The organism is Clostridium oceanicum (assembly GCF_039521385.1).
Classification (GTDB): domain Bacteria; phylum Bacillota; class Clostridia; order Clostridiales; family Clostridiaceae; genus Clostridium_F; species Clostridium_F oceanicum.
Map to the genome: position 1 here is coordinate 1 of NZ_BAAACG010000004.1, position 12,519 is coordinate 12,519.

General features: G+C 25.5%; 10 protein-coding genes, 6 tRNA genes and 1 other annotated feature. Of the genes, 15 read left to right on the forward strand and 1 reads right to left on the reverse strand.

Going from position 1 to position 12,519, the window contains the following annotated elements; translation table 11 throughout:
* The first annotated feature begins 30 nt into the window (after positions 1 to 30).
* The 15 genes from ABDZ71_RS03230 (at position 31) to ABDZ71_RS03300 (ending at position 11,351) form a co-directional block, all read left to right on the forward strand.
* Positions 31 to 106: transfer RNA gene (locus ABDZ71_RS03230), tRNA-Ala, on the forward strand.
* A gap of 201 nt (positions 107 to 307) precedes the next feature.
* A complete protein-coding gene (locus ABDZ71_RS03235) occupies positions 308 to 829 on the forward strand; it encodes an HD domain-containing protein (RefSeq protein WP_343758815.1) in 522 nt (173 codons plus the stop codon).
* A gap of 20 nt (positions 830 to 849) precedes the next feature.
* On the forward strand, positions 850 to 1,362 hold the full coding sequence (locus ABDZ71_RS03240) for a transcription repressor NadR (RefSeq protein WP_343758817.1): 513 nt from the start codon (positions 850 to 852) through the stop codon (positions 1,360 to 1,362).
* Positions 1,363 to 1,376: 14 nt separating this feature from the next.
* On the forward strand, positions 1,377 to 2,540 hold the full coding sequence (locus ABDZ71_RS03245; protein WP_343758818.1) for a DUF362 domain-containing protein: 1,164 nt from the start codon (positions 1,377 to 1,379) through the stop codon (positions 2,538 to 2,540).
* 4 nt (positions 2,541 to 2,544) lie between these two features.
* Positions 2,545 to 5,247 (forward strand): UPF0182 family protein, encoded by a 2,703-nt coding sequence (locus tag ABDZ71_RS03250; protein ID WP_343758820.1) that lies wholly within the window; start codon positions 2,545 to 2,547, stop codon positions 5,245 to 5,247.
* Between the two features lie 104 nt (positions 5,248 to 5,351).
* Positions 5,352 to 6,155: a L,D-transpeptidase family protein gene (locus ABDZ71_RS03255; RefSeq protein ID WP_343758821.1), complete on the forward strand. Its 804-nt coding sequence runs from the start codon at positions 5,352 to 5,354 to the stop codon at positions 6,153 to 6,155.
* A gap of 25 nt (positions 6,156 to 6,180) precedes the next feature.
* Positions 6,181 to 7,578 (forward strand): NAD(P)/FAD-dependent oxidoreductase, encoded by a 1,398-nt coding sequence (locus tag ABDZ71_RS03260; protein WP_343758823.1) that lies wholly within the window; start codon positions 6,181 to 6,183, stop codon positions 7,576 to 7,578.
* A 13-nt stretch (positions 7,579 to 7,591) separates the two neighbouring features.
* The gene (locus ABDZ71_RS03265) at positions 7,592 to 7,951 is read left to right on the forward strand and encodes a DUF1667 domain-containing protein (protein WP_343758825.1); all 360 of its coding nucleotides are present in this window, start codon (positions 7,592 to 7,594) and stop codon (positions 7,949 to 7,951) included.
* 86 nt (positions 7,952 to 8,037) lie between these two features.
* Positions 8,038 to 8,232: a binding site (T-box leader), on the forward strand.
* A gap of 78 nt (positions 8,233 to 8,310) precedes the next feature.
* Positions 8,311 to 9,591, forward strand: a complete 1,281-nt coding sequence (serS, locus tag ABDZ71_RS03270; protein ID WP_343758826.1) for a serine--tRNA ligase — start codon at positions 8,311 to 8,313, stop codon at positions 9,589 to 9,591.
* Positions 9,592 to 9,786: 195 nt separating this feature from the next.
* Positions 9,787 to 9,877 (forward strand) — tRNA-Ser (locus ABDZ71_RS03275).
* 26 nt (positions 9,878 to 9,903) lie between these two features.
* Positions 9,904 to 9,994 (forward strand) — tRNA-Ser (locus tag ABDZ71_RS03280).
* A gap of 167 nt (positions 9,995 to 10,161) precedes the next feature.
* A tRNA-Ser gene (locus tag ABDZ71_RS03285) sits at positions 10,162 to 10,252 on the forward strand.
* A 33-nt stretch (positions 10,253 to 10,285) separates the two neighbouring features.
* Positions 10,286 to 10,376 (forward strand) — tRNA-Ser (locus ABDZ71_RS03290).
* Between the two features lie 315 nt (positions 10,377 to 10,691).
* Positions 10,692 to 11,237 (forward strand): GNAT family N-acetyltransferase, encoded by a 546-nt coding sequence (locus ABDZ71_RS03295; protein WP_343758828.1) that lies wholly within the window; start codon positions 10,692 to 10,694, stop codon positions 11,235 to 11,237.
* A 37-nt stretch (positions 11,238 to 11,274) separates the two neighbouring features.
* Positions 11,275 to 11,351, forward strand: a tRNA-Arg gene (locus tag ABDZ71_RS03300).
* 95 nt (positions 11,352 to 11,446) lie between these two features.
* On the opposite strand, the gene ABDZ71_RS03305 is transcribed toward ABDZ71_RS03300, so the two are convergent.
* A complete protein-coding gene (locus ABDZ71_RS03305; protein ID WP_343758830.1) occupies positions 11,447 to 12,337 on the reverse strand; it encodes a phosphatidylserine decarboxylase in 891 nt (296 codons plus the stop codon).
* Positions 12,338 to 12,519 lie beyond the last annotated feature (182 nt).

The following is a 12,519-nucleotide window of genomic DNA, read 5'->3' on the forward strand; positions in this document are numbered from 1 at the left end:
GGGGTTCGAGTCCCTGAAGGTCCACCATTTGGGGGTATAGCTCAGTTGGGAGAGCACCTGCCTTGCAAGCAGGGGGTCAGGAGTTCGAATCTCCTTATCTCCACCATAGATTTAAAGCTTACAGATTTTCTGTGAGCTTTTTTTATTTTATTTTTAATATGTTATTATTATAATGTAGTAGTTAGTTAAAGTATAAATCTTTTCTAAGTACTATATTTTTATTTTAATTATTAATCTTTTTATAATAAAATAAGCTAATTTTGCAAACATAATATATATATATTACAATATCAAGAAGGATACATAAATGAAAGAGAGAATATATATGAGTATAAACAGAATAAAACAGTTTTATCTTTTTGCTACAGATAAAGTTAAAAAAGAGGATATAGATTTTACTAAAAAGTACTTAGATAAAAATGAAATAAATATTTTTAATAGTTTATCTAATGCTGATAAAAAACATTCTATTAGAGTAGCCTATGATGTATTTAAAATCTGTAGAAAAGAAAATAAAGATTTAGATATTACACATAGATTAGTAAAAGTAGCATTACTTCATGATGTAGGTAAAGGTTTGTGTAAATTAAATATAATTGATAGATCACTATTAGTTATACTAGATAGCTTATCTAATGGAAAGATTAAAAAATTTTCAAATATAAAAAAGATAGATATATATTATAATCATGCTGAAAAAGCCTATAATATTTTGAAAAATAACGGATATGATGATAATTTTTTAAATCTTATAAAAAATCACCATAGTAGAAATATAAATATAGATGATGAACTAAGAATATTAATGTTTTGTGATGACAAAAATTAATAACAAAGGAGGATGTAATTTTGAAAGCGAAAGAAAGAAGAAATAACATAAAAAATTTGCTTATAAATAGTTCCAATCCAATTAAAGGTCAAGAATTAGCAGAAAAACTAGGTGTTACTAGACAAGTAATTGTAAAAGATATAGCTCTTCTTAGAGCAGAAGGTAAAAAGATAATTGCTACTCCTGAAGGATATTTAGTAACTAAAAATCAAGAAAATTTAATTACTAAAATAATAGCTGTATCTCATAATGTAGAAGATATACAAGATGAATTAGAAACAGTTATAAAATTTGGAGGAATAGTAAAAGATGTTGTAGTTGAACATTCAGTATATGGTGAAATTAAAGCAATGATTATGATAAAATCATTATATGATGTTCATAATTTTATGAAAAAAATAAATAAAGGAAAAGGAGAACCTCTTTTAGTACTTACAGGAGGTATACATTTACATACTATATGTGCTGATAATGATGAAATTATGGATAACATATTATCAGAACTTAAAAATAAAAAATATTTAATATATTAGATAAAGGATAGATTATGAGAGATATTGTATTATTAAAATGTTCAGATTATAATGTTTTAAAAATAGAAAATAAAATAAGAGAAGGATTTGAATTACTCGGAGGAGAGGAGTTTTTAAAAAAACTTATACCATATAATAGTAAAGTTTTATTAAAACCTAATATGCTTTCTGTAGAAAAAGCAGGTTCTCCAGTTATAACTCACTATGCTTTTTTTGAAGCTGTTATAAGAGTGCTTAAAGATTATTCAAAGGATATAACCTTTGGAGATTCACCAGGTTTTGGAGATTCTAAAAAGGTTGCTGAAAATGCTGGACTTTTAAAAGTAGCTAATAAGTATGATGTAAAATTTGATAATTTTACAAAATCAGTTCATGTTAAAAGTGATGAATCTATACTTTGTAGATCATGGACTTTAGCTAAAGCTGCCTATGAAAGTGATGTACTAATAACTTTACCTAAATTAAAAACTCATGCTATGGCATATTATACAGGTGCTATTAAAAATCAATTTGGATGTGTTCCAGGAACTTTAAAAGCACAGTGGCATACCAGAATGCCTAATGCTAATAATTTTTGTAAAATGCTTTTAGATTTAAATAAGATATTACATACTGATTTTGCTATTTTAGATGGAATAGTAGCTATGGAAGGCAATGGACCTAAAAGTGGTACTCCTTATAATTTAAACTCTATAATTATGGGAGAGAGTTTAACTGCTGTAGATTCAACTGCAGTTAAGCTTATAGGGTATGACGATCCTCTTGAAATACCATTTCTAAAAGAGGCTTATGAAAATAAATGGGATGATGTATTAGAAAAAGACATAAATGTGTTAGGCGAAAAAATAGAAAATATGGCTGTAAAAGATTTTGAGAAATGTAGAAAAGGAGGAAGTTTTTATTTTATAAACCCTACAGTTACAAATTTTCTAAGAGATATTATAGCACCAGATCCTGTTGTTATAAAGGATAAGTGTATAGGCTGTGAAAGATGTTTAAATGTATGTCCTGAAAAGCCTAAAGTTATAAAGATGGTAAAATATAAAGATAAGTATATACCTAAATGGGATATGAAAAATTGTATAAGATGTTTTTGTTGTCAGGAGTTATGTCCTAAAGGTGCTATAGAAACAAAGTATTCTGTTTTAGGCCGTATTTTAAATAAAAATAGGAGGTAGTATAGTGAAAAAGAAAAATCTATTAGGATTTATTATAATATTTGCAATAATTATTTTAGCTTTTTTAAGTGGAATAGTAGATTTTATAGTAAATATAAAATGGTTTAAAGAAGTAGGATATTTAAGTGTATATTTTACTAAGATAAAAGCTATTTTAATTATGATAATTCCTATATTCATAATAAGTTTTATATCTATTTGGCTTTATTATAGAAGCTTAAAAAATAATATAAAGAAAAATAATTTAATAAATATAGAGGAAAGTAAAAGAAAGATTGGTAAAAGAATTTTTTATATAATGGATGTTATAATATCTTTCTTTATATCTTATACTTTTGCTTCAACCTATTGGTATAGGATACTTCAGTTTACAAATTCTGTTGATTTTAATATAAAAGATCCTACATTTTCAAAGGATGTATCTTTTTATGTTTTTAAATTACCGCTTATAGAATCAACTTATAGAGTTATAATGCTTTTACTTGGATTTTTGGTTATTATAACTTTTGTATTTTATTTCTTAGTAAATTTAAAGGATAAAATAGAATATGGTAAAGATTTTAAAGAAAATATAAGGGAGATAAAATTTACAGATAACAATATAAAGAAATTTGCAGGAAAACAATTAGCTGTATTGTCTTTTTTAATAATGATTTTTATTGCTATAGGATATTTAATTAAAAGTTGGAATTTAGTGTATAGCCCTAATGGAGTTGTTTTTGGAGCTAGTTATACAGATATACATGTTAGTTTAATATTTTATAGAATTATAAGTGTAGCGGCTGCAATATCTTCAGTTGTTATATTTTTAAGTGTTTTAAAAGAAAAATTTAAACCTATAATAATTTCTGTAATTGCTATTATAGCTTTAATAATTATAAATGGTGTTTCAGCTGGGATAGTTCAAAACTTTGTAGTAAAGTCTAATGAAAAAACACTAGAGCAACCTTATATAAAAAATAATATAGATTTAACTAGAAAAGCTTTTGATATTGATAAAACAGAAACTGTTCCTTTTGAAGTTAAAAATGATTTAACTAAAAAGGATATAAGAGATAATAAGGAAAGTATAGACAATATAATTATTAATTCTTTTAAACCTACATTAGAATTTTACAATCAAGTTCAGATTATAAGATATTATTACAATTTCCATGATGCAGACATAGATAGATATAATATAAAAGATAAATATAATCAAGTTTTTGTAGCTGCTAGAGAAATAGATACAGAAGCTTTAAATCCTAATACTTGGCAAAATAGACATCTTATTTATACTCATGGTTATGGTGCAGTTATGAATAAAGTTAATTCTGTAACTAGTGAAGGTCAACCAGATTTTGTTATAAAGGATATACCACCTAATAATAAAACTAAGATTCCATTTACTGATCCTAGAATATACTTTGGAGAAAAAACAAATGATTATGCTGTAGTAAATACTAAAATAAGCGAGTTTGACTATCCAAAAGGAGATTCTAATAAAACAAATAAATATGCTGGTGATGCAGGAATAAATATGACCTTTGGAAATAAACTTTTATTTGCTATAAATAAAAAAGAAATAAATTTTATACTATCTAAAGATATAAAAAGTGATAGTAAAATATTAATAAATAGAAATATAGTAGAAAGAGCCAAAAAAATAGCACCATTTTTAAAATATGATGGTGACCCTTATATGGTTATAAATAAAGGAAAAATTTATTGGATATTAGATGGATATACAAATACAGATAGATATCCTTATTCAGAGCCTTATGACAATATAAACTATATAAGAAATTCTGCTAAAGTTGTAATTGATTCTACTAATGGTAAAACAGATTTTTATATGATGAATAACAATGATCCTATAATAAAAAGTTATAATAAAATTTTTGATGGATTATTTAAAAATATAAATGAAATGCCTAAAGAATTAAGAGAGCATATAAAATATCCTAAAGATTTATTTAATATACAAAGTAAAGTTTTAGGTAAATATCATGTTAAAGATCCAGGAGTATTTTATAATGGTGAAGATCTATGGGAAGTTTCAAGAAATAAAAAGAAAGTAGAAGGAGAAAAAGATGAAAGTGATGCTCCTTATATGATAACTAAACTTCCAGGTCAAGAAAAAGAAGAGATGATACTTTTAAATTACTTTAATGTAATGAAAAAAGATAACATGATAGCTTTATTTGCAACTAGAATGGATGGAGATAACTATGGTAAAAAAATAGTTTATAAATTACCAGCAGATAAAACTATATATAGTCCTTATTTATTTAAACAAAAAATAAATCAAGATACTACTATATCTAAAGAGTTATCTTTATGGAATAAGGAAGGATCTCAAGTTCAGTATGGAGATACTGTAATACTTCCTATAAAAAATTCTCTATTATATATTGAGCCTTTATATTTAAGAGCTAGTGGTAAAAATAGTATTCCTGAGATGAAAAGAATTATAATGTCCTATGGAGATAAGCTAATATTAGCCAATACTATAGAAGAAGGTATTCAAAATATATTTGATTATAAAGATAAAAAAGATACTGTAATTAGTAAAGATGATAAAAAAGATACATCACCTAAAACTGCTGATATAAGTAAAGCTAAGGATTATTATAATAAAGCAGTGGAAGCTCAGAAAAAAGGTGATTGGACTGAATATGGTAAAAATATAAATGAACTTGGAAAATTATTAAATGATTTAAAATAAATTAAAAATAAAATGCACTTTTTAATAAGTGCATTTTTTATGTTTAAACATACTATAATATGGAAATAATATGGATAGTAAGTATTTATTGATGGGGTGATAAAATGAAAAAAAAGACAATATTTGTTACTATCATATTAATTTTTGTATTTATTTTTACTCCTATATTTATTAATAAAAATAGGGTAAATAAAGTTGAAAATAAAGAAAATGTTAAAAAAACTAAGAATGAATCTATTAAAAGTGATACTAAAAATAAAGGTAAAAGTAATACAAAAAATGATATGGCAGTATTTTCTTCAAACACTTGTTTTAAGAAAACATATTATATAGACAAAAGTAATGTAAATGTATATGAAAAACCTGATAAAGAAAGTAAAGTAGAATATAGTTTACCTAAAAATAGCGTAATAGTTGCTTATAGAGAAAAAAATGGATATTTATACTGTGAAGAAAGTACTATAGGAAGAAAAGGATGGATTAAAAAAAACAAAGATAATTTAAAAGGATTTTTATATAAAAATACAGAATATAAAGTAGATGTAGATTTAATAAAACAAAAAATTTTAGTGTATAAAAAAGATAAAAAAATAAGAGATATAAAATGTTCTACAGGAATTTTAGGAGATTCAGATACAGAGACTCCCCTAGGAATGTTTTATATTACTAATAGAGGTAAATATTTTTATAGTAATAAATATAATCAAGGTGGAAGATATTATATTAAATTTTTTGCTAACTATTTAATACATTCTATACCTGTAGATAAAAGTGGTAATATAATAGAAGAAGAAAAAAATAAATTAGGATTTCCAGCATCTCATGGATGTATTAGAGTATCTGTAGAAGATGCAAAATGGTTATATAACAAGATACCAAATAAATCATTAATATTTATACATTATTAAATAAAGTTTTGAAAGGCTGATATTCATGGATTATGATGTAATAATATTAGGCGGAGGAATGGTAGGTTGTGCTACAGCCTACGAATTATCTAAATATAGTTTAAATATAGCTTTGATTGAAAAAGATTATGATGTAGCAGATGATGTTGCTTTTATAAACTCTTCTATAGTATATGATGGAGTAGAGTGCAAAGATGATTTAGCAGCTAAATTAGAAAACGAAGGCAATAAAATGATGTCAAATATATGTGAAAAATTCCATATACCTTTTAAGAAAACAGGATCTTTAATTATTGCTAAAACAGATGAAGAAGTATTAGAAATAGAAAGTATGTATGAAAAAGCTAAAAAAAGAGGAATAAATAATATAGAATTATTAGATAAAAATGAAATATATAAAGTAGAACCTAATTTAAATATAGATGTAAAAAAAGCTATATATTCTAAAAATACTGCATCTATTGCACCTTTTGATTTAGCAATAGCTTATGCTGAAATTGCTTTTGATAATGGAGTTAATTTTAAACTAGAAGAAGTAGTATTAGATATACAAAAATTATCTAAAGGATATAGAGTAATTACAAATAAAAATAAATTTACATGTAACATAGTTTTAAATACTACTCCTGATGGAGGAACTAATGCTAATAAAGATAGTATAGATAGCAGAAAGGGAAGTAATATAAATTATTTTCTTTTAGAAGATGAGTCTATGAATAAATGTAATAATATAATACAAAAATTTAACTATAATGATGCTATAAAAAGAATTCTAAAGGTACCAACTGTTGAAGGAAATACTGTACTTGCAGTAGATTCTTATAAAAATATAGGATATAGTGATACTTTAAAATACTCTAGTTTATTATTTAATAATATAAAAGAAGTAGATATAAATACTTTTTATAATTTTCCTTATTATGACGATTTAGTTGTAATTGACGATAGTTTAATAGATAGAGGCTATGTAAATGTAGTTATAAATCATTATGGACAAGTCTCTATGACTCCCTATGTTTCACAAATGATTTGCGAAACAGTAGTTAATAATATTAATTGTGTTTTAAAGAAAAATTTTATAGATAAAAGAAGAGAGTATTATAAAATAAGAGAACTTCCCCAGGATGAAGTTAAAAAAATTATAGATATGGACAAAAGATATGGAAAAATAGTTTGTATGTGTAATAAAATAACGGAAGGGGAAATAGTTGATTCTATAAGAAGACCTTTAGGTGCAAGAACTATAGAAGGAATTAAAAGAAGAACAGGAGCTGCTTTTGGAAGATGCAAAGGAGGATACTGTTTAAATAAATTAGCCTATATATTAGCAAGGGAAACAGATAAATTAATGACAGACATAGTAAAAGATTCTAAAAAGTCAAATGTTATGCCATGTAGAATTAAAGAGTTTGATACTATGTAGGAGGATTAAAAAATTGATTAAAGAATTTATATGTGATAGGTGTAATAAAAGGTGTATAATAACTTTAGAGGATAAAAAATATGATAAAATTAAAGGAAATCAGTGTAACATAGGTATAGATTCTGCAAAATCATACAATAATAATAGTAATAAAGGTATATTTACAAGCCTTGTAAGAGTTAAAGGTGGAAAATATAATGTAGTACCAGTAAAAAGCAATAAACCTATGGAAAAAAGATTATGGATAGATTGTTCTAAAGCCTTAAGTAGAGTATATGTAGGAGTACCTATTAAAATTGGCGATGTAATATGTAAAAATATATTAAATACAGGAATAGATATAATATGTACTAAAAACATAAATAAAAGTTAATAATAATAACAATATATAAAAATAGTATTGACATATTCATTTACTATTTGTATAATTTTAGTGAATTTTATAAATTTAATATAGGTTAAAAACTGTTGATGAGGAATAGTAGCTATATATATTTAAAAGAGAGTTAGCGGTTGGTGTAAGCTAATAGGTATATGTTGTGAATCCACCTCGGAGGGATTACGATGAGTAATACGGTTATTCCGTTAAAATAAAGAGTGGATTATTATATAATAATCAACTAGGGTGGTAACGCGGAGTCTTTCGTCCCTTTAGGGAGAGAGGGCTCTTTTTTTATATAAAATAATGAGAGGAGGAAGTTTATCGATATATTTATCGGTAAATGAAAAAAGATGTTAGATTTAAAAAGGATTAGAAATAACAAAGAAGAAATCAAAGAAATACTAAACAATAGAGGGGAAAAGTTTGACGTATCTGTAATAGATGAGGTTATATCTTTAGACGAGAAAAGAAGAAATATTTTAGTAGAGGTTGAGGCTTTAAAAGGAAGAAGAAATAAAGTTTCATCAGAAATACCTAAATTAAAAAAACAAGGTGAAGATATAGAACCAATAAAAGCTGAAATGAAAAAACTTTCAGAAGAAATAAAAGGATTTGATTTAAATCTATCTGAAATAAGTGAGAAAATAGAATACATAATGCTTAGAATACCTAATATACCAAATCCACAAGTACCAGATGGAGAAACAGATGAAGACAATGTTGAAATTAGACATTGGGCTGATAAAACAAAGTTTGATTTTGATGCTAAAGCTCATTGGGATATAGGAACAGATTTAGGTATACTTGATTTTGAAAGAGCAGGTAAAGTTACAGGATCTAGATTTACTTTTTATAAAGGATTAGGAGCAAGATTAGAAAGAGCTGTAATAAGCTATTTTTTAGATACTCATACAGAAAAACATGGGTATACAGAAATACTACCTCCTTACATGGTAAATAGAACTAGTATGATAGGTACAGGTCAATTACCTAAATTTGAAGAAGATGCTTTTAAAGTATCAAATAATGATTACTTTTTAATTCCTACAGCAGAAGTTCCAGTAACTAATTTTTATAGAAACGAAATATTAAAAGCTGAAGATTTACCTATAAAATATGCAGCATATAGTGCATGTTTTAGATCAGAAGCTGGATCTGCAGGAAGAGATACAAGAGGTCTTGTAAGACAACATCAATTTAATAAAGTAGAACTTGTTAAGTTTACAAAACCAGAAGATTCTTATGATGAATTAGAAAAATTAACTAATGATGCAGAAAACGTGTTAAAAGGATTAGGACTTCCATATAGAGTTGTTAGAATATGTAAAGGTGATTTAGGTTTTACTGCAGCTTTAAAATATGATATAGAAGTGTGGATGCCAAGTTATGATAGATATGTTGAAATATCAAGCTGTAGTAACTTTGAAGATTTCCAAGCAAGAAGAGCTAATATAAGATATAAAGAAGATGCTAAGTCTAAGCCTCAATATATCCATACATTAAATGGTTCAGGAGTAGCTATAGGAAGAACTGTAGCAGCTATACTTGAAAATTATCAAAATGCTGATGGTTCTGTTACAATACCAGAAGCTTTAAAACCATATATGGGTGGAAAAGAAGCAATAAAATAATAGAAAATAAAGAACCAATGTGAAATTCATTGGTTCTATTTTTTTATATTTAATTAACTTAATTATGGTAAGTTACTATTAATATAGTTTTTTAGAAATATATATTAGTATAGTATAATTTTATACAGTAAATATTGACATATATAAATATAATTGATATAATATTACTCGTGTTAAGATATAAATTAAATATGTGGAGAGATGGTCGAGTTGGTTTAAGGCACCGGTCTTGAAAACCGGCGTACGGGGAACCGTACCTAGGGTTCGAATCCCTATCTCTCCGCCATTTATATATAATATAAAAAAGGGCATGGAGAAGTACTCAAGTGGCTAAAGAGGCGCCCCTGCTAAGGGTGTAGGTCGGGTAACCGGCGCGCGGGTTCAAATCCCGCCTTCTCCGCCAAAGCATCTAACAAAGTTAGGTGTTTTTTTAATATATAAATTATAGTTTTTTAGTTAATTTATAGCTCTATATTATAAAAAATATTTTTAATAAAAAAAGTGTTGACATATATAAATACCGCTGTTATAATATTATATGTGTTCAGCAATAAAACTTAAAAAATATGTGGAGAGATGGTCGAGTTGGTTTAAGGCACCGGTCTTGAAAACCGGCGTACGGGGAACCGTACCTAGGGTTCGAATCCCTATCTCTCCGCCATTTTTATATATATAAATAATTTAAAAAAGGCATGGAGAAGTACTCAAGTGGCTAAAGAGGCGCCCCTGCTAAGGGTGTAGGTCGGGTAACCGGCGCGCGGGTTCAAATCCCGCCTTCTCCGCCAAAGCATCTAACAAAGTTAGATGCTTTTTTTATATATAAATATATATTACAAATAAGATTTATAGAGGAAAAGGACCGGAAGAAGATATTTTTTAAACCTTATGATTTTAAAAGCAGAAATTAATATAAGATTTTAATTTTAATAAACCTAATAAAAATAGTGAACTTTCTTTTATAAAGGTATCTAAACTTTACATATATTAAAAACTTAAGGTGAACGTACAAATCCTCCTTATAGTTATATAATAGTATGTTTGAAAAAATTTCCTTTTAAATATATAATGTTATTATAACCACGTTAAGAAGGTTTGATATCATGTTAAAAGGTAAAAATATACTCTTAAAGTCTATGGAAAAAAAAGATATAAATACTATTTATGAATTTTTATCAGATCAGGAATTAAGAAAATATGATTGTAATTTTATAATAATACCTAGTAAAGAATGGTTTATAGAAAACTGGAATAATTTATTAAGTTTAAATAAAAGATATTTGACTATATTAAATAAAAAAAATTCTATAGTAGGATATATAACTTATGAACAAGTTGAAAGTTGTTGTGATGTATATGACATTGGAATAACTATAGGAAGAGAATTTTGGAATAAAGGATATGGTAAAGAGTCTATAAATACATTATTAGAATTTTTATTTATGAATAGAGGAGCTGAAAGAGTAGAGCTTGAAGTAAGTGATTTTAATTTTAGAGCTATTAATTGCTATAAAGAATGTGGATTTATAAAAGAAGGAGAAAAAAGACATAGAATTTTTAATCATGGTAAATATAGCAATTTAGTTATAATGGGTATTATAAGAAAAGAGTACATGGAAAAAATAAATGAAATAGAAATTGATTTATAGTGGTATTTATGTTAAAATAATAATGTTAAAAGCTTATGCATCGGTAGCTCAGTTGGATAGAGTAGCTGGCTACGAACCAGTTTGCCGGGGGTTCGAATCCTCTCCGATGCACCAAAAACCGTTTGAATCTTAAGATTCTAACGGTTTTATTTTTTATTAATATTATTTTTATAAAAAAAGAGAGGTTAAATTACCTCTAATTTTATTTGTTATTTTATTTTAAAACCAATAGATTCTCCCATAAAAACTTGAGTCTCATGTCCTGATTCACTTTGTTTTATTATATCTTTATCTATTTTTATTTTTTCTTTTTCAAAAAATAGTATTACAGTAGAGCCACCAAATTTAAAGTAGCCTTTTTCTTCTCCTTTTGATACTTTTTCATTTGGAGTATAAGTTTGTATTATAGATCCTACACAAGTAGCACCAACTTCCATAAAAAGTATGTTTCCAAAGTTTTCAGAGTGAAATATAGAATATTCTCTTTTATTTTTACAAAATAATTGAGGTACTTTTACTAATGCTAGAGGATTTACAGAATAATAATCACCTTTAATTTTTTTAGTATTACTACATATACCATGGTCTATAAAATGAAATCTATGATAATCTGTAGGACAAAGTCTTAATATTAAACAAGTTCCATTAGAATACTTGTCTGCAAGTTTATTGTCTTTAATTAATTCATAAAAGCTATAATTTATTCCCTTTATATTTGAAACTTTATTTAAATTTATATTTTCATAAGCTAAAAGTTTACCATCGCCAGGAGATATCAATATATTTTTATCTTTAGTCATAGGTCTTGAATCTTTTTTTAATTTTCTAGTAAAAAAGTCGTTAAAATTATTAAAGTCATTTAATGATGAACTACATATTTTCATATCTATATTAAAATCTTTTATAAAGCTGTTTATTTTTTTCTTACTAATTTTTGAATCACAGTATTTTCCGTAAATACTTGAGAATAATTTTTTCTTTATAAATAATTCTAATAAGTTCATACCTATAGGAGAAGAGTATATCCAATTTAAATATTTTTCTCCAGCAACTTTTTCTATTTCATATTTTTTAGATTTTCTATTATAATATTTTATCATTAAAAAACCTCTTTCTGTAAAAGATAAGCTAAGCTAATTATTATTTAATTGTTTTAAAATGTCAACACACAATATTATACAGAATATTTAGTTTAATTATACTGATTGTTATAATATTCTATTGTTTTATGTAATTAAAATAGTATAATTATAATGAATAGATTTCATTGATTTATTTTGAT